General features: G+C 43.8%; 23 protein-coding genes and 1 tRNA gene. 9 read left to right on the top strand and 15 right to left on the bottom strand.

Annotated elements, in window-relative coordinates; translation table 11 throughout:
* Positions 1–123: 123 nt before the first annotated feature.
* Positions 124–453: a hypothetical protein gene (locus tag MADE_RS04520; RefSeq protein ID WP_012517421.1), complete on the bottom strand. Its 330-nt coding sequence runs from the start codon at positions 451–453 to the stop codon at positions 124–126.
* Between the two features lie 298 nt (positions 454–751).
* Positions 752–1,561: an MbnP family protein gene (locus tag MADE_RS04515; RefSeq protein ID WP_012517420.1), complete on the bottom strand. Its 810-nt coding sequence runs from the start codon at positions 1,559–1,561 to the stop codon at positions 752–754.
* A gap of 431 nt (positions 1,562–1,992) precedes the next feature.
* Between MADE_RS04515 and MADE_RS04510 the strand changes: the two genes are divergently transcribed.
* Both MADE_RS04510 and MADE_RS04505 read left to right on the top strand, forming a co-directional pair.
* Positions 1,993–2,069, top strand: a tRNA-Ile gene (locus MADE_RS04510).
* A 368-nt stretch (positions 2,070–2,437) separates the two neighbouring features.
* Positions 2,438–3,157 carry a zeta toxin family protein gene (locus MADE_RS04505; protein ID WP_012517419.1) on the top strand — a complete coding sequence of 240 codons (720 nt, stop codon included), beginning with the start codon at positions 2,438–2,440 and terminating at the stop codon, positions 3,155–3,157.
* A gap of 574 nt (positions 3,158–3,731) precedes the next feature.
* Here MADE_RS04505 and MADE_RS20125 read toward each other — a convergent pair.
* Positions 3,732–3,926 (bottom strand): hypothetical protein, encoded by a 195-nt coding sequence (locus MADE_RS20125; protein WP_012517417.1) that lies wholly within the window; start codon positions 3,924–3,926, stop codon positions 3,732–3,734.
* Positions 3,927–4,388: 462 nt separating this feature from the next.
* Here MADE_RS20125 and MADE_RS04495 point away from each other — a divergent pair, with 462 nt between their 5' ends.
* On the top strand, positions 4,389–5,573 hold the full coding sequence (locus MADE_RS04495; protein WP_023559531.1) for an MFS transporter: 1,185 nt from the start codon (positions 4,389–4,391) through the stop codon (positions 5,571–5,573).
* 176 nt (positions 5,574–5,749) lie between these two features.
* Positions 5,750–6,328 (top strand): outer membrane beta-barrel protein, encoded by a 579-nt coding sequence (locus tag MADE_RS04490; RefSeq protein WP_012517414.1) that lies wholly within the window; start codon positions 5,750–5,752, stop codon positions 6,326–6,328.
* A 124-nt stretch (positions 6,329–6,452) separates the two neighbouring features.
* Here the strand turns inward: MADE_RS04490 and MADE_RS04485 are convergent, their stop codons facing one another.
* The 4 genes from MADE_RS04485 to MADE_RS04470 all read right to left on the bottom strand — a co-directional run bounded on the left by MADE_RS04485 (position 6,453) and on the right by MADE_RS04470 (position 10,002).
* Complete coding sequence (locus MADE_RS04485) at positions 6,453–7,589, bottom strand: mechanosensitive ion channel family protein (RefSeq protein WP_012517413.1); 1,137 nt, start codon at positions 7,587–7,589, stop codon at positions 6,453–6,455.
* 810 nt (positions 7,590–8,399) lie between these two features.
* Positions 8,400–8,603, bottom strand: coding sequence for a hypothetical protein (locus tag MADE_RS20820; RefSeq protein ID WP_012517412.1), 204 nt, complete (start codon positions 8,601–8,603; stop codon positions 8,400–8,402).
* A gap of 87 nt (positions 8,604–8,690) precedes the next feature.
* Positions 8,691–9,617 carry a PA2778 family cysteine peptidase gene (locus MADE_RS04475; protein WP_012517411.1) on the bottom strand — a complete coding sequence of 309 codons (927 nt, stop codon included), beginning with the start codon at positions 9,615–9,617 and terminating at the stop codon, positions 8,691–8,693.
* Positions 9,618–9,621: 4 nt separating this feature from the next.
* Positions 9,622–10,002 (bottom strand): PA2779 family protein, encoded by a 381-nt coding sequence (locus tag MADE_RS04470; protein ID WP_012517410.1) that lies wholly within the window; start codon positions 10,000–10,002, stop codon positions 9,622–9,624.
* A gap of 556 nt (positions 10,003–10,558) precedes the next feature.
* Between MADE_RS04470 and MADE_RS04465 the strand changes: the two genes are divergently transcribed.
* Entirely contained in the window at positions 10,559–12,151 is a 1,593-nt protein-coding gene (locus tag MADE_RS04465) for an ABC-F family ATPase (protein WP_012517408.1), read from the top strand.
* 79 nt (positions 12,152–12,230) lie between these two features.
* Here MADE_RS04465 and MADE_RS04460 read toward each other — a convergent pair whose 3' ends face one another.
* Positions 12,231–13,019 carry a hypothetical protein gene (locus MADE_RS04460; RefSeq protein ID WP_012517407.1) on the bottom strand — a complete coding sequence of 263 codons (789 nt, stop codon included), beginning with the start codon at positions 13,017–13,019 and terminating at the stop codon, positions 12,231–12,233.
* 412 nt (positions 13,020–13,431) lie between these two features.
* Here MADE_RS04460 and MADE_RS04455 point away from each other — a divergent pair, with 412 nt between their 5' ends.
* Entirely contained in the window at positions 13,432–13,779 is a 348-nt protein-coding gene (locus MADE_RS04455; RefSeq protein WP_012517406.1) for a sulfotransferase family 2 domain-containing protein, read from the top strand.
* 232 nt (positions 13,780–14,011) lie between these two features.
* Positions 14,012–14,779 carry a MipA/OmpV family protein gene (locus MADE_RS04450; protein WP_012517405.1) on the top strand — a complete coding sequence of 256 codons (768 nt, stop codon included), beginning with the start codon at positions 14,012–14,014 and terminating at the stop codon, positions 14,777–14,779.
* Positions 14,780–14,881: 102 nt separating this feature from the next.
* Here the strand turns inward: MADE_RS04450 and MADE_RS04445 are convergent, their stop codons facing one another.
* The 4 genes from MADE_RS04445 to MADE_RS04430 form a co-directional block, all read right to left on the bottom strand.
* Entirely contained in the window at positions 14,882–15,394 is a 513-nt protein-coding gene (locus tag MADE_RS04445) for a CreA family protein (RefSeq protein ID WP_012517403.1), read from the bottom strand.
* Between the two features lie 82 nt (positions 15,395–15,476).
* Positions 15,477–17,093, bottom strand: a complete 1,617-nt coding sequence (gene hutH / locus MADE_RS04440; protein WP_012517402.1) for a histidine ammonia-lyase — start codon at positions 17,091–17,093, stop codon at positions 15,477–15,479.
* A 2-nt stretch (positions 17,094–17,095) separates the two neighbouring features.
* The gene (gene hutU / locus MADE_RS04435; RefSeq protein WP_012517401.1) at positions 17,096–18,787 is read right to left on the bottom strand and encodes a urocanate hydratase; all 1,692 of its coding nucleotides are present in this window, start codon (positions 18,785–18,787) and stop codon (positions 17,096–17,098) included.
* A 64-nt stretch (positions 18,788–18,851) separates the two neighbouring features.
* Entirely contained in the window at positions 18,852–19,607 is a 756-nt protein-coding gene (locus tag MADE_RS04430) for a UTRA domain-containing protein (RefSeq protein ID WP_012517400.1), read from the bottom strand.
* 145 nt (positions 19,608–19,752) lie between these two features.
* Here MADE_RS04430 and hutI point away from each other — a divergent pair, with 145 nt between their 5' ends.
* Together hutI and hutG are read left to right on the top strand one after the other, a co-directional pair.
* Positions 19,753–21,012 carry an imidazolonepropionase gene (gene hutI, locus MADE_RS04425; RefSeq protein WP_012517399.1) on the top strand — a complete coding sequence of 420 codons (1,260 nt, stop codon included), beginning with the start codon at positions 19,753–19,755 and terminating at the stop codon, positions 21,010–21,012.
* Complete coding sequence (gene hutG, locus MADE_RS04420) at positions 21,005–22,009, top strand: formimidoylglutamase (protein ID WP_012517398.1); 1,005 nt, start codon at positions 21,005–21,007, stop codon at positions 22,007–22,009. Before hutI ends, hutG begins: the two co-directional genes overlap by 8 nt.
* A 100-nt stretch (positions 22,010–22,109) precedes the next feature.
* Here the strand turns inward: hutG and sstT are convergent, their stop codons facing one another.
* The 3 genes from sstT to MADE_RS20815 form a co-directional block, all read right to left on the bottom strand.
* Positions 22,110–23,330 carry a serine/threonine transporter SstT gene (sstT, locus tag MADE_RS04415; RefSeq protein ID WP_012517397.1) on the bottom strand — a complete coding sequence of 407 codons (1,221 nt, stop codon included), beginning with the start codon at positions 23,328–23,330 and terminating at the stop codon, positions 22,110–22,112.
* A 136-nt stretch (positions 23,331–23,466) separates the two neighbouring features.
* The gene (locus MADE_RS04410; RefSeq protein WP_232363100.1) at positions 23,467–24,480 is read right to left on the bottom strand and encodes a S41 family peptidase; all 1,014 of its coding nucleotides are present in this window, start codon (positions 24,478–24,480) and stop codon (positions 23,467–23,469) included.
* Complete coding sequence (locus MADE_RS20815) at positions 24,378–24,866, bottom strand: hypothetical protein (protein WP_232363099.1); 489 nt, start codon at positions 24,864–24,866, stop codon at positions 24,378–24,380. Before MADE_RS20815 ends, MADE_RS04410 begins: the two co-directional genes overlap by 103 nt.
* Between the last annotated feature and the right edge of the window lie 74 nt (positions 24,867–24,940).

The following is a 24,940-nucleotide window of genomic DNA, read 5'->3' as shown; positions in this document are numbered from 1 at the left end:
TGTAGAGATAGGGAAAGAGAGGAATTATTGGTGGCGTTAATTTATTGAAAGCTGACAACGGGGGTCAAACCACTCGACCCCGCTCGTCTAAATCACATTGTTTGCGCGTGACGCGAGTGTGCTTTAGAAAATGCTGTCTTGGTGGATTTTGATAAACATACTCGTACCAACTTTTGAGTAGTCAATCTTGTATTCTTTACCATTTAGCGTTTGTATAAACACTAGTGTTTTTTCGTCGCCGAAAACATCGCTGGTAGTAACATCTACCAATTCCATATCCATCATTTTAGCATCGCGCTTGTTTTCAGGCACTTTGCCTTCGTACTGCTTGATACCTTTATAAGTTACAATAATAGGCGGGTGATCATCGCCATTGATAACCAATAAATCTAATTTTCTTATTTTGTGAATGATGGTATTTCGACCACTAGTAATGAAGGGTTTTTCAGTCATTCTTATCTCCGCGACCGCTTACCTGCTTTTTTGATTATTAACAAAGATTCTGAGTTTTTGAGTTTATCACGATGTTAATAAACAACACATCAGCATTTGGTTGATATATGCGTGCAAAGTATAAACATAAATTACACAAAATGAGCAGTAAATCGCTATTTTTTGCACCTTTGGTGTTTAAATACTCACTTTTTACCATTGATATCGATAAACAAACGCGCCGTTTTAGTCGGCCTCAATAAAAATGCAAACAACAAAACAATCAAAGGCCTAACTTTTTTTACCGATACAAAGGCTATTACTGCCACTTAATCCACGGCCTGTGTACCAGGTTTTGAATAAGCTTGTCGCAGGGCGACACCTCAGAAGAGGCAAATACACAACTTTCTGCGTCGTTTATATCGACTTGCGCAACAATATTAGATACTGAAATTTCTATGTCTAAATCGGTGTCTAGCTGTGTCATTGGTAAAATAAACTCAACGCGATTAGTGAACGCGCACGATGCTTCAGGGGGAGCTGCTTCAGACTCTGACCCACAGCCTGCGCTGCCTAGATGATAGGACCACTCCCGCGTTTCCTTAGCGTTTTTAGATACGTCCAACCTTAGAAATTGATGCCCGTTTCGTCGATTTGAGAACATCGAACTATCGTTAAGCGGTGAAGGCTGTGTAAGGGCGTCGGCGTGATTAACGTCGAAAGGCAGCCCCATCGTAAAGCGAAGATTAGTCGCCAGTTTTAACAGCTCTTCTGAAACATCAAGCACTAGTTTACTGTTGGCATCGTCCGGGGTGATACACTTATTGTGAAACTTCAATAAGGCTTCGTTCGGCGTTTGCCACTTTGTTTGTTTAAACTTAACTCGCTGCCACTTCCCATCAATACGCACTTCTGGCTTGCTTAGGTAAAACCCAAAATAGTCGATATTCCAACGGTCTTGCCCGATACTCATGATCATAGGGCATGCACCCGTGTCTACACCCACCAGTTTAAAAGGGATTTCACCTGGCTCGCGCCCTTTAAAGTCAATAACGTCGCACCCAGCTAGCGCAAGCAGCGCTGTTAAAAGAAGCGAAGGCATGGCCCCCATGCGAAAAGGCATTTTCATGTAATTATTTACTTCCTATGAATATTCAGTAATTTTGGTACGAATAACTGCTTGTTTAACACCCGCTGTTCTAGGCGTTTGGTTCAACACACTGCATTTTCGCCAATAGTGATGCTTTTAGCCTTTGTGAGTCAAGGTACACGAGCAAACAGAAACAATAATAACGTGCGGCTTAAAGTAACAATGGCGAAAGCTTATACCACGTAGTTACACCAAAGCTTTAAGTGTAAAAGGATGTGATAAGATAAAGATACATTAAAAGGTGGTGTAAGACCTGAAAAACACGGCTTAGTGAACAAAAATAAAGCAAACAAATCACAAAGCCACTAGCGAGGCGTGACAAGGCAAATAAAACTGCTTATACTTGCGCTCGCTCGTGGTTGTTACGCAAAGCTATTTGCAATAAAAAACATCACAGCACATTTCAAAATGGCCCCATAGCTCAGTTGGTTAGAGCATCCGACTCATAATCGGCAGGTCCCCTGTTCAAGTCAGGGTGGGGCCACCATTTTCCGCCTGCGTTTCCGCTTTGGCGAATTTAGGCATTTCTATCCAGCCAGCGTTTCACCGTAGTCCAGTTTACAGCAACACCTTTACGAACAAGCCAGCGCTGAAGCTCTGCTTTACTTGCCCCTTTTTATAGCGTTTTAGCAAGTGCACTCGATTCAGTGTACGAAAATAGTTTGAAATCGACTTATCCACGTACGAAAAAGGTTTTCAGTGTGTATCAAGAAAGTTCTATCGTCTGTGAAGCCCTTGCTATGCTTGAGCTGTAGAGAGCCGCTATTAGTTATCTTTTAGTTTTTATTTATTTATCTATTACTGAACGTTACTGTATGTGTATAAGTATCAGCTGTATCGGTTGTAAATCACGAGATGACTGAAGACGAAAAGCGTATTGAACAAGAAGCCATTAAGTTTGCTAAGAAGAGCCGTACTGCCATTGCAAACGAATTGACTGACAGAGAAAGATTCCCTCCTGAAGATGAACCCGTAGCGGTCTTCATGGCCGGCTCCCCAGGCGCGGGGAAAACCGAAACCTCCAAAGAGTTTCTGCAAGAAGTTGAAGCTACCAATGTTATTCGATTAGATCCCGACGAATTACGTCACTATTTCGAACAATATACGGGAGACAATTCATTCCTATTCCAAAGAGCGGTCTCCTTTATTGTAGAGCGAACTCTAGACAATGCGTTTAATCGTAAGCAGTCATTTTTGCTTGATGGAACGTTATCAAATTACGCTATAGCCGAGAGAAACATTAAACGGGCTATTGATCGAGGTCGCGCAGTTCTCGTATTGTTTGTATACCAGTCACCAGAGTTAGCATGGAAGTTTGTTCAATCTAGAGAAAAAGTCGAAGGTAGACGGATTAACCCTGAAATATTTGTAGAGCAATTTTTAGAATCTCAAGCGGTAGTACGGAATCTAAAGCAGCAATTTGGTGGTCAGATAAAAATAGATCTATTGTTAAAGGACAACGAGGGGGGCACTCGTATGTACCACGCTAACATTCAGGCTGTAGAAAATCATGTTAAGCAAAAATTTACTCGCGAGGCGCTTACTACCCTGATACAATCGCAACCCGCTCATTAATTGGGCAATCAAATGGGAGAATGATGATGTTTGCCAGATTTAAAAACGGCCAGACAACCAAATACAACTCCAGCCTGTCTGAGTTTGTCCGCAATGCCGACTCGTCTAGAAAGAAAAAGGTATACAGCCGTGTTATTGATAGAGCTGTAGAATCTCAGAATTCAGTAGTGAAGCAGGCTGAGCTACTACAAACTCGCTAATATTCGAGGGAGCCAGATACTCCCTCTATCGTTTTGTCTCTTTTATGCTAATAAAGCTGACATCAGTTCAAGTCGCTGTTCCTTGCATAAGCTTGTTAACTGTTTTGTAAGTTGTCCTAACGAACTTTCGTCACTACAGCTTTTAACTCCAGCGTATTACGATAGCCTTTTACATATCCTATCTGCTGGCTCTCTTAATTCCTCCGCTGTCAAAACCGTATAACCAGCACTAACATCACTGCTGCTGGTCTTATGATTCAGTAGCTGTTTCAAGGTGTAAGTCCCGACACCGATCGTTTCAGCAACAGAGCAGAAAGTTCGGCGCAGGTCGTGAAGAGTAAAAGAAATGTCAGCCCTTTCGTTTATTTTTTTAATTATCTTTTTAGGCTCCACCACTCTGCCATGATGGTTGTCAGCACCAAACACAAAACCCGAAACGTTTTCTTATTTGATGGAAGAACGTCAATAATGAGACCTAGCACTTGAGAACCGTAATATCGAGCGCGTTTCTCCGAGCCTGATAATTTCTCGATGGCCTGTTCTGTAAATCTGAATTTTGTTGCTGACATGCTGTGCTACTTTGAGCGCAAAATCTAATGCGCTGAATTGCTTAAAAAATTAAGCAATAGAGATAAAAAACTCAACAACCCATTGATTTATATTAAAAATTAAGTAATTACTAGGTAAATAAAGTAACTACCGGTAAACGCTCGGTTCGAGTTTCAAAATCGGCAGGTCCCCTGTTCAAGTCAGGGTGGGGCCACCATTTTTCCTAGCTTCAAGCGATAGTCATCACCTACATCATTCGTAGAACACTTTCTCTTCGAAATTAATCCCGGCATATTCAAATGAGTTCATCTCGTCTCTAAGGTCGTTGTGCATATGAATAATTTCGGCAGAAAAAACTCCGAGCACCGAGTACGTCACTTACAAGCACATTGAGTCTCAAAATACATTGTTATTAAAACTGTCATATCCTGTCTGTAGCATTTATAGATAGTTGTTTTATTTACTGACTGGTTTGCTATTAGATGAAGTTGCCGATGTCGCGCCATGCCTTTTATTCCATGACTGGCACCTTCACCATACTGTCTATTCTAGGCCAGGTTTCTACCAGTATTTATAGCCCCTTCTTTTACGACTTAGCGATTATGTATAGCAGTCATGTTAGGGTTATTGAAAAAAGTGTAGCGATTTTTCTTATCGCTTTTTCCATTTCACAGTTACTGTCTGGCTTCATCTGCGATTATGTAAATAAGCAGTCGTTTTTGCTATACGGGCTCTTGGTGTTTATGGCTGGCACCGCTATGGTCACCCTTGCCGATAAGGAGTCCACTTTTCTTATTGGTCGTATTATACAGGGGCTCGGCGGCGGTGTGGGTGTGTCAGTTTCCCGTGGCTTATCCCGGCAACTATTTAATGAAAAGCAGCTTAACATTTCGCTTTCAATCACCAATATTGCCTTTGCTATCGCGCCTGCAATAGCACCACTTGTCGGTACATTAATTGGTGGATGTTTTGGGGTCAGTGCAATTTTTTACTTTGTTCTAATGATGGGATTAATGGCGCTACTACTGCTTTTTTCAGTAGGTTCAACCATTAATCAATATACGTCGCCTAACTCGGCTAATGTATTAAGTGACACGCTAGCGCTTATTAAGAACTCAATAGTGAATATTGTTTCGGTAGGGGTAGCTAGCGGCCTGTTATACGGCGTTGTCTTTTGCTTTATTACTATCGCGCCTTCTATGGTTATGCAGCAGTTTGAGCTTAGCAAAACCATGTTCTCGATATATTCGCTTTTTGCTACCCTTTGTTTTGTGGTGGGAAGCTTAACGAACATTCGTCTCGCTGCCATAGCAACAATCACAAAGTTCAAGCTCTCTAGCATCTTTATACTCGGGCTTTCGTTGCTGTTCTGTTTAGTAACGATAGGCACCGGTGATGCTGAGTTAGTTGCTATATTGATTTATTGCTATATCGCGTTCTTTTTTATTGGCATTGCCATGCCTTGCAGCGTCACCATGATACTTGGGTTTTCTAAAACTTCAGCCGGTTTTTTAGCGGCGTTAACGGGCTTTTTTCACTTAACGGGGGCCGCAGCGGGCGCTTATTTCGTTACCTTGTTTACAGCGGGGCCTACACTTTCATTTAGCGTTACCACAATGGCTTTGAGTATGGGTAGCGTTGTCATCTGTGTTTTTATTAGAAAGTAATGACATAGCCTTTTGCCGGCTTTAATCGAGTAAGTATCATTCCCCCTAACCATGCTGCTGCTTTTGAATACACGATTTATTAGTAGCCACCGTTTGGTTTTAAAAAAACCATCCCCATTATGGAGATGCTTCCGAAGTGGTTGGAAGTAATTATTGTTAAAAGGATATTAGAAACAATGAAACGTACCATTATCGCCGGTATTTTTGGCGCACTTTCTTTAAATGCATTCGCAGCTTCGCCTTCTTATGACTTCGTTAAAGCTGGTTATGTACAAGCAGATATTGAAGACGCTGGTGATTTCGAGCCAACGGGCTTTCAAATTCAAGGCTTTAAAGCACTAAATGAAAATGTGTACCTAACGGGTCGTTACGGTCAGTTAAGTGAAGATGTATCTGGTGGTGATATCGATTTAGACTATGTGTCTGCGGGTATCGGCTACCGCTACGGCCTAACCGCTAATACAGACTTTTTTGGTGAAGTCACTTACGAATATGTAGATGTTGATCTCGATTCTAGCGTCATTTCTGGTGACGCGGACGACAACGGCTATGGCATCACTGCCGGTGTTCGCTCAATGCTGTCTGAGCAGTTTGAGCTTCGCGGTGCTATTCGCTATATCGACATTGAAGAAGATGAAACTGCCTTTGAAATTGGCGCAGACTACTTCTTTACGCCGCAGTTTTCATTCGGTGCGACCTATGTGATCGCTGATGATGTTGACCTACTAGGTGTGTCGGCGCGCTACACGTTCTAATACACGGCAGTTGTAACCTGTGAACACTGTGAAGCCACGTTGTGTAACGTGGCTTTTTTGATGCCAAAACCCTGGTTGCGTTAGCCAACCAACCCTATTTAAGGATTAGCGAATTGAGGCTTGCCTACGTTTGCCGTGGCGGCTTTTCCTGATATTGCTCTGAAGGCTGACTTTGGTGTCGCTGGTTGTAAAGCGCACTCGCCGCCCCTTCTTGCTCAACATTTAGTGCAGTAATAGGGAACGGGATCACGATACCCTCTTCGTCAAAACGCTTTTTAAGCATCTTTATAAACGCGCTTTTTATAAAGAACCGATTGAAGTACTCTCGGGTTCTCAGCATCACCGTTAAATTAATGCTTGAATTGTCGAAGGTGTGAAATATAACGAACGGTTGATAAGTCTCAACGCCGTACTCGTGCTGTTCTAATATGCAGTTGGCAACGTCTAAGCAGACTTTTTCAACGTGTTCTAGGTCTGAACTGTAATGTACCCCCACATCTACAGGTACCGACAGCTCCCGCTCTGGATAGTAATAGTTAATAAGCTTTGAGTTAGATAATTTACTGTTTGGCATAATGACGATGTTGTTGGGCAGCATTCTAACCCATGTAGAGCGCCAGCCAATTTTCTCGACAAACCCTTGCTCACCTGAATCTAACTCTATGAAATCCCCTATCCGGATAGGCTTATCCATCACCAACTGAATACCTGAAAAGAAGTTTTCTAAGGTGGGCTGAAGTGCTAATGCTACCGCTAAAGAGGTGATACCCAGCGAAGCTACGATAGGCGTAACCGAAACCCCCATCGTACTTAAAATAATAAGTATGGCTAATACTGCGAATACGGCCCGTACCGCACCACCCGCTATCGCGCTTGTGTTTTTAACTATCGTTGATTGGTCTCGGTAGCGCTTTAAGGTGTAATTGACAAAGCGCTCGAAAAAGAGAAATACAGTGATGATTACCCCTGCTTCAATAACAATGCCGAGTGCCTTTATAGCGACCTCATCTTCAATGCTAAATACCGAAAAGATACTTTTTACCAGTTGAAGAAAAATAACCCAAATCAGTAAATTTAAAGGGGCATTTAACGAGAGCACGAGTACCCGATAAATATCAGACATACTGCTTTTTTCAGAACGCGCTTTTGCCTTTAAGCGCACCAAAATAAGACGTTTAATGATGAAAAGCACAATAACCACACCCACAAGTGCTGCTATTGCTATTGCCTGCTCATTTTCAAAAAGGTTTGTACTGGCCACGGATGACGGGGCTCCTGCGTATTAATGCTAACAATTTTATTCTCTAAGGAATATTTAATACGCAAAACCTACACCAATTGTTTAACGTACAGTGGTAGATATCAAGGCTATAGCGTTGTGGTCGAGCATAAAAAAGCCCCATGCTGTTCATACGACACGGGGCTTAATAAACGTGTGTTCGCGCTTAAAACTGCAAGGCTCTAAAAGGCGATGCATTTTAAAGCACTTTATACAGCTTGCGAGACACTTTAGTTAAGGATGCTTAAAGGCAATACTTTTCCCGTTTCGGGGTCAAACTCAAAGGTAACCGTACCTGTAGTCGCATTAGCGTTTTGACCCACGTTTGCGTCGTAAATATCACTTACAAACTGATGCTATCAATATGATGCGCTGTTGAAGGGATAACATGGTCATCTTCTACTGGCCTCGCTTCAATGCCCGCATCTTCACGGAAATGCTGAGCCATCACTTGATAGCGTTGACCAAATTAGAATCGTGTATAAAGCGAGCAACCTGCATAGGGGGTAACTACTAGAGTGAACTGCACCAACCAGATAAAAAACCTATCACATTAGCCTGGCGCAACCTTTGATTTAATACTGTATTAAAGTTATTAAACGGGATGAAATTTACGTTTGTATTCTTGCAATAACCACAACCGCGCTTCGTCAATATCGGTAAAAAACAAATAATCCAAACGTTTTAGCTCAGGGATCCTTTGAAACATGATCCCGCGGATAACTGGCCCATGGTAAACGTATGCTTTCGCTACCAGGCCCATTTCGGGCAGTCGATTGATAATGCGCTTTACTATATCAAAGGCTTCAGTGTTGCGCCTTCCACCTGACTAATATCAGCAAGAAGTGCAAAGGGCTTTTTATTCAACCCCATCACTAATTCGAACAATTGCTCTTTATATTCTTCCGCGCTACTTTCATTGAAGATTCCGTGTAGCGTGCTTGTTATAACACCATCTTTATAACTAATCGATGAGTTACTAAAATTCCTAGTCATAGCCAACATTGCTTATTATTCAATAACTAAAGGGTAGTAGAAAAATCGGGGTAGTTAAAAAAATTGCGCTAAGTTTATCGTAAATTTTTACTCTTTTAGCTTTATAAGATCCTCGTTGTCGGGAAAGCGCTTAAGCCCCTGTTTAAGAATTTTGTTCGCTTGGTCGCGCAAGTTATTTTGTCTTAGCCCAACGATATAATTGTGTATATATGCTTGCTGTTGCTGGCCTACATCATAACCTTTTTCAAACCATGTTATCGCTTGACTGTCGTTCTCTTCCAGATAGTAATTAGCAATGAGAAAATAGCTTAGCCAATATTCCGGCCATGTTTGCGAAGCGGTTTCTAAAAACGCTAATGCTTGCTGCTTATCGCCTACTTTGAGCATGTCATAGGCAGCACTCACATAAGTGAATGGTGTCATTTGTGATGAGGTAACGCGCGGCGGAACGGGGGCAAGATACCAATAATTTCCTCTTCCCCAGGTTCGCTCAAAGAGTTCTAGCGACATCTCATGATTTGGCGTAAGCCCCGTGTGCAGTGTCACGGTTCCTTTCTCGCTATCAAACCCAATCACGACGGCATAATGCCATTGTGGCAAAAGCTGAATAGATAAGTTTTGAAAAACCACTACTGGTATATCGTCTTTAACAAACTGCATCACAGAAGAGAGCGTTCCTCGCTCGGTATACGGCAAAAAGCCGTACTGACGGGTGGCACTCACCATTTCTAACTGAAGGCTACCCTCTTTATTTGGAATAAATAACTTAGGCGCTATATCAGAAGGAGAGACACTTTTTCCATAATAGCCAAACACTTCGGAGAGCGTAGTAGGCCCGCAGTAGAACTGCTCTTGGGGAGTAAAAGGCACAGATTGAATAGTGTGCGACTGTGGCAAAGAAGCAAGGCCTGCTTGTCGCAGTTGGTCTGCTTGTGGTGTGGCCTGACAGCCAGTCAGTAAAAGTAACAGAGAAAAGCCTGCTAAAAAGCAGGCTCTTTTAAATATGGCATTCATTCCATTAGTTGCTTATAGGGCGAATAAACGGATAAACATCTGTTACGCCTGCAAGGTCTAAAATGGCAATAACCGCTAAAACGGTAAGTACCGCACCCACAATACCGCCTGCTGGCGCTTGATTGATTTCGTCGTTCAGTTGTGCAATTTCGCTGTCGGTCATAGCGTTAATTCTGGCAATTGCGTCATTGCTATCAACGCCTAAGCTAACCAGCTTGCTTTGTACGTCTGAACGATTAACCATATCAATAAGCTGCTGCTTATTGTACTGAGCCATTTGGGTTTGCATTACACTATCAGAACTTATCGCTTCGGCGTGCACACTTCCAGACATAATAACCGTTGCAGAAAAGCAACTTATAACAATGGTTTTCAAAAGCTTCATTTTGTTTCCCTCTTATATATGCGAGATTTTATTTTTTCTCTATCGATACCTAATAAATGTAGCGCATAGTTAAATAAAACGTCGACCAACGTTAGCCGATAAGTTGTGTATACTTCGGCTTTTCCCAACAAGTAGTTTAATTTCAATGGTTTCAATGCTTAACGTAAGCAAAGTTGAGGCCACTCATATACCTTTAAAGCTGATAAAGATTGAGCGTAAACATGTTTTTTCTTATGTAAAGAGAGGTTAGCGCAATTTAGAACATCAGAAAACAGCATGTTCTGCAGTAAATACACTGATAATTATCAGTATTGGAATTTGTTGTAGAGTAATATTTTCCTTCTCAGGAATTATTTACCGACTCTTTTACCTATTTCTTTAATTGAGCTTCAAATGCTCAAAATTTCTCGTAAGCAAAGTAGAATACTAAAACTGTTCAAAATTCCCTCGACATAAAGCCTTCAATTCCTTATAGTGCGCCCGCTTTTAAATATTAGTGGGCAGATTATTCGCTCAGTAATATCTCTTCTCATCGTTTTACCCCTGGATACCTGTTTTGATTACCACCGCAAATATCACCATGCAGTTTGGCTCTAAGCCATTATTTGAAAATATTTCCGCAAAATTCGGCAACGGAAACCGATACGGCCTAATTGGCGCAAATGGTTGTGGTAAGTCGACCTTTATGAAAATTTTAAGCGGTAAACTTACGCCTTCCGCAGGTAACGTCTCTATGGCACCGGGCACAAAACTCGGTATCTTGAGTCAGGATCAGTTTGCGTTTGAAGAATTCAGCGTCGTAGATACGGTAATAATGGGTGATCGTGAATTGTGGGAAGTAAAGCAAGAGCGCGACGCCATATACAGTAAAGCTGAAATGAGCGAAGAAGACGGTATGCGTGTAGCAGACCTAGAAACCCAGTTTGCTGAAATGGACGGTTACACAGCCGAAGCACGTGCTGGGGAAATATTAACGTCTGCAGGCATCGACGAAAACTATCACTTTGGCTTAATGAAAGAAGTGGCCCCGGGTAAAAAAGTGCGTGTGCTTTTAGCCCAAGCGCTATTCGCTGAACCGGATATTCTTCTACTTGATGAACCTACCAACAACTTGGACATCTACACCATCAGCTGGCTTGCAGAAGAGCTAAATAAACGTAAGTCCACCATGCTTATTATTTCGCATGACAGACATTTTCTTAACTCTGTTTGCACACACATGGCTGATATCGACTACGGTGAACTACGTATTTACCCAGGTAACTACGACGACTATATTCAAGCTGCCATGCTGGTTCAAGAGCAGCTTCATGCAGAAAATGCGAAAAAATCAGCCGAAATTGAAGAGCTTCAAAGCTTTGTTGCCCGCTTCTCGGCAAACGCATCTAAAGCTAAACAGGCAACCTCTCGTGCCCGTCGCCTTGAAAAGATTGAACTTGCTGAAGTTAAAGCCTCTAGCCGTCGTAAGCCTTACATCGTTTTCAAGCAACACAAAAAGCTTCACAGACTAGCCATTACCCTTGAGAAGCTAGGGCATAGCTACCCAGACCTGCCGTTATTTGACGATGCGAACCTGCTTCTTGAAGCCGGTCAGCGCTTAGCGATCATCGGTGAAAACGGGGCAGGTAAAACCACACTATTAAAGTGTTTGGTTAACGATATTGAGCCCACAGCCGGCAGTTATAAATGGGCTGAAAACGCGGCTATCGGCTATATCCCACAGGACAACGCCAAGTATTTTGCTGAAGATATCACTATGTTCGAGTGGATGAGCCAGTGGCGCAGCCCTAAACATGACGACCTTCAAATTAAAGGCATGTTAGGGCGTCTGTTGTTTACGTCTGACGACTTTAACAAGCGCGTTCAGGTATGTTCAGGGGGTGAAAAGAACCGTTTGTTATTCGGTAAGCTTATGCTTGAAGATATTAACGTTTTAGTAATGGATGAACCGACTAACCACATGGATATGGAGTCGATTGAAGCGTTAAATAATGCACTTTATAAGTTCGACGGCACCGTTATTTTTGTAAGTCACGACCGTGAGTTCGTATCATCACTGGCTACGCAAGTCATTGAAATTAAGGATAAGAAACTTAATCACTTCGATGGCAACTACGAAGAGTTTTTAGCGCATAGAGAAGGCGCGTAGATAACGAGAAAAAGGGGCGTTCATCGCCCCTTTAGTTTTTTAAAGAACTTGTTGCTGTCGCCTTTTTAAATCAGTACTTTTACTGACTTGAAACATTTTCATTCCCTACTAAAAACTGTCGTGTCATTCCCGCAAGATTATCAAAATACTCGATAAGTGCGGTCTTAACTGGAGCTAATTCTTCTTCAGTTATATTTTCAAAATCAGCGGGATCAGCGAAGTCTTCAAGTGGCTTATTCTTTGCCATGTAAGTTTGTGTTTCATTCACGTGTTCTAGTCGTGTAATGTCTACTGGCTTATCAATTGTCTCGATTGAGATTACAAAGCTAGCCGATGCCATGTAGTTATCTAAGCCTAAAAAGCTTCTCGTAAAAAGGCCGTAACCTTGGCTGTAATGCTCTGAACAGCCATACATTCCGCACTCCATTGCTGCTAAGGTGGGCGACTCTTTAATGACAACAACCGCTGTGATGCCTTCGGCAGCTAGTTTTTCTCGAGTCCTCGTACTCTTTTCGTTGAATACCCATTCCTTATTTACCACATCAACAAAGCTAAGCGTATCATCTTCAGAAATAAGGTTTGACATGTCTACAACATCATATGTAGTTCCCCCCTCTATTTTTCCTTCGAAAATATCGAATATTGTTTCTTTCAACTGCCAGTCATAGTCATACTCTTTGTTGAAATTATTAAAGATTGTTGTCCCTACATGTGTATGGCTCGGGTTTTCTTTAGCAACGACCAGAACTCCGACCTTACTTTTTTCAGGCGCTTTATAACCTGTAGTTGGAGGGACGTAGGTTGAAGCACACCCAGTAGCTACAAGTGCTATCACAACTACTGTAAATAACTTAATTGGCGATTTCATCTTTGTTCCTTTGTGCTTTTTGCACTTTTTAATTATATTTTTCAATTTATCGCTATTTAGCCCTAGCGCGATTTCGATAAATATGGAAATAAGCTTTTGGACAGACAGCGCATTAAAGTCGCACAAGTTTTACACAAAGACAACGTGTATTGTATTTAGCATTTGCTCTGCGCACCTTGCAATACTAAGTAGTAATGAGGGGCTAATGAACAGGTAAATTCTTTATAAAAAGAGGGCCACTGCTGAATAGATCATTGTGTTAACACTGATAGCTTTGCAATATTATCCATTTTGTAAAGCAAATAGGCGCATAAATCTCACTGTAACAAAACCCCTTCATACTGCTCTTATTACAAACAGGCCTGCTCCCCTTCAAAGGCCGGCTCGTCACCTTTAAGTATTAAGGAAAGCAGTGCTTTTATCACATAGTAAGCAGTTTTTATTTGTACATATTGCTAAAACCGGTGGCACCAGCGTTCGCGCTGCACTATCGAGGTATCGATGGGGGCACCGTTATGCACTGGCTCAGTTTATTTGCAATAAAATGAGCCAATTTACCGACCATAAAATTGCAAGTCGCTTCCCACGACACTCTCGTATCATTGCGGCGAAAGAGATGCTGCCAGAAACGTATTTCAATCAACTATTTAAGTTTGCTGTTGTAAGAAATCCATGGGACCTACAAGTGAGCTCTTTTCATCATATCAAGCGGGAACGTCCTGCTGTAATGCAGGGCTATAATGACTTTGGGCACATATGAAGCCAGCTTAAGCTTTCGAACATTACGCTCCCCCATCGACGAAAAGCAGACAACAGAGAGGATTACCGCCGTTACTACAACAGCGAATTAGTTGACTTGGTAAGCGCGCATTTTCAAAAAGATATAGCGCTTTTAAATTACACCTTTGAATAAAAACTTGTGTAAAGCGCACACGTTATTTTGATCGAACTCGTAATTTAGGCTGTATTGTGACTAAAAAGGAAACTTACTGATGACTTTACGAAAGTGTTTTGGCATAGCAAGCCTATCAACCTTGCTAGCGTTTTCCGCTACTGTTTCTGCACAACAGCCATCAGGCTCACAGCAACCACAAGGCTGGATGTGGGGCTTTGGCGTTGCTGCGTCACAAGATGTTTATACCGACTTCGATAACCGTATCGTGCCTATCCCCATCATTGGCTATACAGGCGAGAAATTACGGGTTTACGGGCCTTTTGTGGGCTATCAACTCTTCCAACAAGACGGTTTTACATTGGATGCCCAACTTGTCCCTGTGTTTGCTGGTTATGAAGAAGACGACAGCGCTGTATTTACAGGCATGGAAGATAGAGACTTTAGCTACGCGGCTGGCATAGGACTTAATTACAATACCGGCGGATGGGTATACTCCCTTTCTACCAATGCTGATATTTTAGGGAAGTTCGATGGTTATCAGGCCTCAGTCCGCGTCGGGAAGCAATTTAGAATCGACCAGTTTATGATAGAACCGTCTATTGGCGTGAACTATCAAGATAGTAATTACGTTGATTACTACTATGGTGTACGCCCTGAAGAAGCCACAGCAACTCGAAGTAAATATAACGGCGATAGTGCAGTTAACACTGAGGTACGCCTTGCGGTATCGACACGCCAGTTCTTTAACGGCATGACCCGCCTGGAACTAGGGGCAACCTTTTTTGATGACAGTATTAGCGACAGCCCGCTTACCGACGATGATACGTCGTTGAGCGCGATGCTCGTTTATACCCGCTTTTTCTAAAAGCGATGCAGCGCCTAAATAGCCAAATGTAGCGAAGCTACCTTGCAGCATAAAAATGCCCTCGGTCTTGAGGGCATTTTCGATAGTGCAAAGTAAATGTTTTTAAGCAGGTTTTTTAAACGCTAAGGTCTCCCACAGTGGGACTGTCGACAGGCTGTGTTTGTAACTACCTGAAGTTTCTTTGGTACTGTAAGACAAATAAATCAGTGTTTTCGCTTTCGCATCATAAATTCTACGAAGTTTCATGTTTTTAAAAAACACACTCTTCGACTTTTTAAAAATCACTTCGCCCGAGTCAGATTTATCAATAGCGTCAAGCATTTCAGCGGTAATTGGCCCTGTTTGTCTGCACGCAATTGAACTATCTGATGGGTCTGACAAGTCCAAGTTTGCCTCTATACTTGAGATATGGCAGGTAACGCCTGTTACTACTGGGTCTTGAAGGGCATCAATCTTGATGTCTTTCGTAGTAAAAAGCCCAAGCGACACATCACCCACTTCACTGTCACTACACCCCCAAAGTCCGAAGACTGATGTGACTAGTAACCCTAGCGCCGCAGCTTTAGCTGCACTGCCCTTAGTGCGCTGGCTAATGGAACGTCCGTTTATTTTCATGTCTTCCCCACCCTTAATCTTTTAATGATCTCAACTTTTAGTTACTAGACTAGTTACTTGACGCTTCTCGCCTTTGATCATTTTAGCCTAACAAGTTTATTTGGGTACTATCCATAAGGCGGTGCTGCTTTATGAGTTGTTTCGCCGTTTCAATATCGGGGGCAAAGTAGCGGTCTTTGTCATAAAAAGGCACATGCTCTCTTAATAAGTTCATCAATACTTGCAACTGTTCACTTGTTTTAAGAGGCTTGCGAAAATCGAGTCCTTGGCACGCTGCTAGCCACTCAATAGCTAGTATTCCTGCAACATTATCAAAAATATCTCGAAGCCTTCTGGCCGCGAAGGTCGCCATGGAAACGTGATCTTCTTGGTTAGCAGAAGTAGGGAGTGAATCGATAGAGGCAGGATGTGCCAGCGTTTTATTTTCACTAGCCAATGCCGCACAGGTAACTTGAGCAATCATAAACCCTGAGTTTACACCGCCATTTTCAACTAAAAATGGAGGTAACCCGCTTAGGTGCGTATCAATCATCAACGACATTCTTCGCTCAGATAACGCACCAATTTCAGAAAGAGCGATAGCTAACATATCCGCCGCCATGGCTACCGTCTCTGCATGGAAGTTCCCACCAGATAAAATATCGCCTGCAGTTTGGTCGCTGCTATCAACAAAAACCAATGGGTTATCACTTACCCCATTTGCCTCTACAACTAAAATCTCTTGAGCGTATCGCATTTGCTGTAAGCTCGCACCCATGACCTGAGGCTGACAGCGCAGAGAATAAGGGTCTTGTACTTTTTCACAGCCTTGATGAGAACGACCAATCTCTGAACTAGCAAGCAAGCGTCGAAATGCCTCAGCTACATCGCTTTGGCTTTTATGGCCGCGTACTTTATGGATGCGCGCATCAAATGGTACGCGTGAACCTAACGCGGCCTCTACCGTTAGCGCACCGATACCGATGGCACTGTAGAGCGCATTTTCTGTATAAAACAACCCCTGAAGTGCGAAAGCTGTCGACGCCTGCGTGCCGTTTAAAAGTGCCAAGCCTTCTTTTGGCGCAAGGGCAATGGGTGCCAACCCAGCAATATTAAGAGCCTCAGTTGCGTTAATTCGCTTACCTTTGTGAAAGGCTTCCCCCTCGCCTAAAAGCACAACGCTCATATGGGCTAGCGGTGCTAAGTCTCCACTGGCACCAACCGAGCCTTTCTCAGGTATAGCCGGGTACACCTGCGCGTTAAACAGTTTAATCAATGCGTTAATAACACTTAACCTGATACCTGAATAACCCCGAGCCAGTGAGTTTATTTTTAACAGCATTAGTAGGCGTACCGTATCTTCTTGCATGAAATCACCGGTACCCGCAGCGTGCGACAACACTATGCTGCGCTGTAATAATTCCAGTTCGTCCACGTTTATACGTGTGTTAGCCAACAGACCAAACCCGGTATTTATGCCATAAACCGTGCGATTTTCTTTTATAACGTTAAGTACCGCCTGTTCTGCCGCATTAATTGCAGGTATTGCCGATTCATCTAAAGATAACTGTGTAGGGCTTCGATACACTTCTCTTAGCTGGTCTAGGGTCAAGGTGCCTGGGATGAGTTTTAAATGCTTAACGCCATCAACGTGGTAGATGGTAGAGCGGTCACTATGTCGGTCGTCAATTATCGTAGAAGAAAAGCGAGAATCTGACATGGTTACGCCTCTCTATTACGAGTTTTTTGGCCATTCACCATAGGTAAATCTAGCCCATGCTTTTTTGCGCACTGCTTAGCAATGTCATACCCTGCGTCTGCGTGACGCATAACCCCTGTAGCAGGGTCGTTATGCAGCACCCGCGCTATACGTGCGGCTGCTTCATCTGTACCGTCACACAGGATCACAACACCCGAATGCTGACTGAAGCCCATACCCACGCCGCCGCCGTGGTGAAGGCTTACCCACGTTGCCCCACCTGCGGTGTTTAACAAGGCATTGAGGAGTGGCCAATCTGATACTGCGTCAGATCCGTCTAACATCGCCTCGGTTTCGCGATTTGGAGAGGCCACCGAACCAGAGTCTAAGTGGTCGCGTCCAATCACCACTGGCGCGCTTAACTCGCCAGTGCGAACCATTTCGTTAAAGGCTAATCCCAGCTTTTGCCTCTCACCTAAACCTACCCAGCAAATACGCGCGGGCAGACCTTGGAATTGAATGCGTGCTTTGGCCATATCCAGCCAATTGTGCAGATGAGGGTTATCTGGAATGAGTTCTTTAACTTTCTCATCAGTTTTATAAATATCGTCGGGGTCGCCCGAAAGCGCGGCCCACCTAAATGGCCCTATGCCCTGACAAAAAAGAGGTCGAATATAAGCAGGCACAAATCCTGGGAAGTCAAAAGCGTGCTCTACACCTTCTTCTAACGCCATCTGCCGAATATTATTACCATAGTCGAGGGTGGCCGCCCCTGCTTGCTGAAAACCTAGCATGGCTTTTACCTGTAGCGCCATCGACTGCTTCGCTTGTTTAATCACACAGGCTTCATCTTTAAAACGCTGAGCTTGCGCTTGATCTAGCGACCAGCCTACCGGTATATAGCCGTTAAGCGGGTCGTGAGCACTGGTTTGATCGGTCACGACATCTGGAATGATCCCTTGCGCTAGCATAGCCGGAAATACTTCAGCTGCATTGCCCAATAATCCGATAGATACAGGCTTGTCGGCTTTTTTGGCCTCTTCCAACATGGTCATTGCTTCATCTAACGAATGGGCTTTCTTATCTAAATAGCCAGTGCGAATTCTAAAGTCTATTCGGGTTTCATCTACCTCCACTGCCAGCATAGAAAAGCCTGCCATCGTTGCGGCAAGAGGCTGTGCTCCGCCCATACCGCCAAGGCCGCCTGTTAGAATCCAGCGCCCTTTTGCTACACCGTTGAAATGGGCTTTAGCCACGCTAACAAAGGTTTCATAAGTACCTTGAACAATGCCTTGTGAGCCAATGTATATCCACGAGCCCGCCGTCATTTGCCCATACATCATTAGGCCTTCTTTATCTAAGGCGTTAAATTGTTCCCAGTTAGCCCAATGCGGCACAAGGTTAGAGTTAGCAATAAGTACTCGGGGCGCGTTTTCATGAGTAGGAAAAACCCCAACGGGTTTACCTGATTGAATAAGTAAGGTTTCATCAGTATTTAATCGCTTAAGCACTTCAACAATTTTGTCGTAAGATGCCCAATCACGCGCAGCTCTGCCAATGCCACCGTACACCACTAAGTTTTGCGGATGCTCTGCCACCTCTGGGTCTAGGTTATTCATGAGCATGCGAAGGGGCGCTTCAGTTTGCCAACTTTTTGTATTGAGCACGGCGCCTCTTGGGGCACGTATTTCTCTTGTAGGGTCAAGGCGTTTCATAAACTTCTCCTAGGCCTATTTAACATGGCTGTTTTATTCTTCTTATTGTAATAATCTATTGGACTTAAAATTCTAAATGCCCGCCTAAACGGTATCGGCTTCCCGGGTGATAAAGCACTGCGTGACTCACCACGGCGCCGCTGTTTCCATAATTATTTGCATTCATTACCTTTGGTTGCGCTGTGGAATTTGAGCCTCGGGAAAAGGTGCGCCGGGTAATTTTAAGACAAGGATCTTTAGATTTGATAAGCAGGGCATTGGCAATGTCTTTTTCTACAATCACAGCTTCTACACTGTGATCGGCTTGAGACAAAGGCGCTACTTGGTTCAAGTAATAATTCGCCGTATGCGCCTTAAAGTCCTTGTTTAGATAGTCACCTATCCAAGCGGGATTCACCCATCTATCTTCATATTGAACAGGCAGGTTATTCTCACAATGCACAATAATGCTGTGATACACCTCTACGCCTTCATCGACAGCCAATCGGTGAGCTATATCAGCACTAGCTGGTGCAATTTCCAGCACTAAAATTTCGTTTGTGTAGCGATGGCCACGCTGCTCTATTTCATCGCGGATACTTTTTATCTCTAGCATAGAGCTCATAGGGCGATGATCTGATACAAAGGTACCAATGCCTTGGCTGCGCATTAATATGCCATCATCTACCATTTCACTTAGCGCGCGACGCGCTGTCATACGACTAACATTGTGCTGCTGCGCCAGCTGGTTTTCAGAAGGGACTTGGCTACCCGGTTTCATTTCTCCACGTTCGATGGCGTCAAGAATGGCCGTTTTAATAAGCATGTAACGAGGTTGCATAGAATAGAGGTTCACAACTAAATTGTTAATAATATGCTAACAGCATACTTGTATATACAAGTATGCACAAGTACACTTCATATAAAAAGCGAAGGCTGATGAGGTAGTGAAGTGGCTGAAGTCAATAAAATGAGCGAGGAAAGTTATGGATAGTAAATACGATACGCTTATTTACAATGTGCGAATTGCATCTATGCAGCACAACGGCATGCCTTACGGTGAGCTACCGCCAACCGCTATTGCTATTAAAGAGGGTCACATTGTCGCCTTGCTCTCTTGTGATGAGCAACTTAACGACGCATTACAGCAAACCAGTACAGTGATAGATGGCAGTCGTCTCATTCCTTGTAATGAAAATGAGCAGCCCACACTTCCTTGGCTACTTCCTGGATTTATAGATTGTCATACTCACCTCGTCTATGGCGGGAATCGCGCTGAAGAATTCGAAATGCGTTTGCAGGGCGCAAGCTATGTAGAAATAGCTGAGCGCGGCGGAGGTATAAAAGGAACCGTAAAGAAAACTCGGCAAGCGGATGAACAAACACTACTTAACACCGCAATAAAACGCGCCATGCGGTTGTGCGAAGAAGGGGTAACAACCATTGAAGTAAAGTCTGGGTATGGGCTTGATGTAGACACAGAGATACGCATGCTAAGCGTAGCTAAATCCCTTGAAAAGCATTTACCCGTCACTATTCAAACCACCTATTTAGGTGCCCATGCCCTGCCGAATGAGTTTAATCATGATGCTGACGCCTATATAGACTTTATATGCCGAGACGCCCTGCCTCAAATTGCGTCGCTCGGCTTAGCCGACGCTGTAGACGTTTTCTGTGAAACTATTGGATTTTCGCTACAGCAAACCGAACGGGTATTTAGCTGTGCTAAGCAATACGGTTTACCGGTAAAAGCTCACGTAGAACAGCTAAGCGATAGTAAAGGTGCAGTGCTTGCCGCTAAATACGGGGCGCTATCGGTCGACCATATAGAATACTTGGTCGACAGCGATATTCCTTCTCTTGTTAAAAGTGAAACGGTAGCTGTTTTGCTACCCGGCGCTTTTTACTATTTAAGCGAAGTACAGAAACCGCCGGTAGAGGCATTGCGGGCGCACAATGTTCCTATCGCTGTAGCCACCGACTTTAATCCAGGCAGTTCGCCATTAGCCTCTTTGCTTACTGCGCTGAATATGAGTTGCGTATTGTTTAAACTTACCCCAGAAGAAGCGTTGCGTGGCGCGACGGAGCACGCTGCGAGTGCGCTTGGGCTAAACGATAGGGGTGTGGTTGATATTGGTAACGTTGCCGACCTTACCTTGTGGGATATAGAAACCCCCGCAGAACTTGTCTATTGCATTAACGGTCACCGCCCAATCGCGGTATTTAAGGATGGTAAACATGTTTAAATGGCAAGGTAGAATAGACAATGAAGACGGTCTTGAAGGTCTACGCTGGCACCAAAAGGTTGATGAACACGCATATAAAGAAAGCGGCAACCTCACAAGCGTTAATAATTCTGATAAGCGTGCGACTATTGACAACACCGTAACGTTAGTGGGGTTTGAAAGTGATTTGGGCGTAGCATTCAACAAAGGGCGCACAGGCGCTGCCGCTGGCCCCAACGCCATTCGCCAAGCGTTATCAAACTTACCTTGGCACTGGCCGAATACGCCTTTTACCGATTTAGGTAACGTTACAGCCGTAGACAATTTAGCTCAGGCACAAACCCAATATGCCGACGCCATCTCCTATGCACTTAAACAACATACTGGGTTTACCATTGGTTTAGGAGGAGGCCATGAAATTGCGTGGGGTAGCTACCAAGGGCTTTTCAATACGAAACCGGAAAATGCACGCATTGGTATTATTAATTTTGATGCCCACTTTGACCTCAGAAAACCGGTTTTGAACACCAGCTCTGGTACACCATTTAGGCAAGTCTACGACCATTGCCAGCTTCACAATACGCCGTTTTATTATGCTTGCTTGGGCGTATCTAAAGCCGCTAATACGGCGGCATTATTCAACTTTGCCAATGTGTCCAACACACGGTATTTGACCGATATGGCATTAAATGATGAATCGTTATGTATGCAGCGAATAGATGAGCTGCTGTCTCCAATGCTAAAAGACATCGATGCGCTGTATGTCACCGTATGTTTAGATGCATTTTCTGCAGCCCAAGCGCCTGGGGTAAGCGCTCCTAGTGCATTAGGCATTTCACCAACACTTGTCATCAATACGCTGCATTTTTTAGCGCAGCACCAAAGCACCTATGGCTATCAATGGCGACTGTGTGACGTTGCAGAAATGAACCCTTACTATGATATTGACAGCCGCACAGCCAAACTGGCTGCACGGCTAATTTTTGAAGCGGTGGATGCGGTAAGCTTACGCAATTAACGCTTAATGCGGCTTAGGCGACTCGCGCGTTTGAAGGCGCTTAGCGAAAGCGTTGGCGATGAAAACCACCACCAACAATGTTTAAGGCAACGCGCTCGGTTTACTTGCCGGCAGCACGCTTGCACGCAGCGGCGGTAAACAAGACATCGGTGGAGCTATTTAATGCGGTTTCAGCAGAATCTTGCAATACGCCAACAATAAAGCCCACCGCGACCACCTGCATAGCCACTTCATTAGGTATATTAAACAGGCTACAGGCAAGCGGAATAAGCAATAGCGAACCGCCAGCAACGCCTGAACTTCCGCATGCGGATACCGCCGCAATAACGCTTAACAGTACAGCAGTGGGAAAATCTACAGAAATTCCCAAGGTATTAACCGCAGCTAGTGTCAGCACCGTGATGGTGATCGCAGCCCCAGCCATATTAATGGTGGCGCCTAAGGGGATAGATACCGAGTAGGTATCTTCATCAAGCTTTAAACGTTTGCACAGCGCCATGTTTACCGGGATATTTGCCGCAGAACTACGGGTGAAAAATGCCGTAATGCCGCTTTCTTTTAAGCACTTAAACACCAAAGGGTACGGGTTCTTTTTAGTCGCTAAAAATACTAACAACGGATTGGTCACCAGCGCGATAACTAGCATTGCGCCAATAAGTACTGTTAATAAATGGGAGTAGCCAAGCAATGCTTCAAACCCCGTGGTAGCTATGGTGTTGGCTACCAAACCGAAAATACCAAAAGGGGCAAGCCTGATTACAAACCCAACTACGGTTGTTACGCTATCTGCCATATTTTGCAGCAGGGCTTTCGTTGCCTCGCTAGCGTGTCGTAGGCCTAAACCTAGGCCTACAGCCCAAGTAAGAATACCGATGTAGTTTCCATTTACTAGCGCATTCACTGGGTTATCCACCATGTTATAAAGCAAGGTGGTAAGCACTTCCGACACCCCTTTCGGTGCAGCTTGACTAATGTCGGAGGTCACTAAACTTAAGCTAGTGGGGAAAGCAAAGCTTGCCATTACGGCGGTAAGGGAAGCCAAAAGTGTTCCAATTAGATATAGCACCAGTACGGGCTTTATGAACGTTTGCTCGTTTTGCTTGTGGTTGGCAATGGACGCCATAACCAAAACAAAAACTAATAGAGGAGCAATGGCCTTAAGGGCTTTTACAAATAAACTCCCCAACAGCCCTGCAGATTGAGCAGCTGAAGGTGAAAAACTCGCTATCGCAATACCACATACGATACCAATGATAATTTGCAGTACCAAACTGCCATTCATGTAGCGCTGAAACAGGCTAGGGCGTGACGTTGAGTCCATAAATGTTGGTCCATTATTATTTTTGACAACGCACCATAATGTAAAACCCCAGACAAATGAACCTGTTTAGCCTTAGTTACTCGCAAATAACCGCATACTTGCCGTTTATAAGGGTTTACATGCCTTCAAGTATCTTTTACGTATAAGACGTCCACTCATAAATAGGGATCTCTTCGTCAATATAATAGTCTGGCTGAATGCCCACTCCATCAATGGCCATGTGGGGAATGCGCAAACTTTTGGTTAAACTGTAATGCAAGGTAAAAGCACCGCTCGGCGAATCAGTTTTATACATATTAGAGATATCGAGCACACCCGCTGTGGTCTGCCCAAACAGCTTTACTTTCTTGCTTTGTTTAGCCGCCAGCAAGAACTGCTCAGCGGTGCTGCCATTACTTGAATCAACAAATACGCCTATACTTTTTGGCAAGGGTTCAATTTTATCAAATTTCTCTACCGTTACATCTTCACCAATATTGATGTAGCTACCAATGTGTTGCTGAAGAATGTCATATCCGTCTTTAGCCCACTGCTTTTCTTCTTCACTGAAATGAGGGTTTTGCAAAAAGCCGAGCATTCTAGAGTTGTTAAGCTCGGTTGATAAGTATTCCACGCCTACCGTTCGAATAGGGTTGGTGTATAAAATTGGTAGCAAAGAAGCATAGCTGGCATCACTACCACCACCGTTTCCTCGGATGTCGATAATGAGGTTTTCGGTTTTTAAAATCTTGTCTAGGTGCTTAGCAATTAGCGCGTCGATATCTTTTTTGAAGGCATGGTTGAAAGACGGTATGCGAACAAGCACTGTGTTCTCAGAAATTCTCTTGAATAGCGGGGCTTTTGCACTAAGTAGGCGCACATAACGCGTTACTTCAGGCGATGATTCTTGTCGCGGTTCCTGACGGGACATAACGATAAAGCTGTTTCCCAGTACCACATGATTGTTACCCAAGAACATCATGTTATTTATTTGTCGGGCGGAGTGATCGCCCATAAAAAACGTTACTTTTGCGGCATTGTCGTCTTCAGGGTCGTTAACAATGAACTTTACTTGCCCTGCCTTCCATGACGGATTGGTACTTTCAACGATATAGCCTTTATGGACATTGCCTTCTTTTTTAACGCAACCGTATAGCTGGAAAATTGCCAAATCCCCTCAAGAGACTCATCACTTTTAGTTTCTAAATGCTGTTTAAATGCTGATAAGTCGAAATCATGTACTTTCGATTCGGTTACCGTTTCGTTTGAATTATTTGTATTTAGCGCAAGACCAATATGCCCCTTGCGAAAAAACGCGAGCCAGTCGCTAAGCACAGTTTGGCATTGCGCTTCGTTCTTCGCGCTTTGCACCCAAGCCAAGATGGCATTATTGTGGGCGGAATAAAGGTCCTGCCCTTTTTTCTCTACGCTATATTGAAAACCGGCATCGTTGTTTTCAAACGTGCTCTTTAGCCATTCAAACTCACTTTCACATTGAAAGGTACTACCAAACGAACAGAAAGAGGCAAAAAGAGGGAGTATCGCAAATCGTTTCACTGTTTATGATGTCCATATCTACTTTCAATAACGATAAAGTATCATAAAACTATGATCTTGCGAGCATTTACCTC

It is taken from the genome of Alteromonas mediterranea DE (genome assembly GCF_000020585.3).
Lineage (GTDB): Bacteria > Pseudomonadota > Gammaproteobacteria > Enterobacterales > Alteromonadaceae > Alteromonas > Alteromonas mediterranea.
This window is presented reverse-complemented; position numbering and strand designations above follow the sequence as displayed.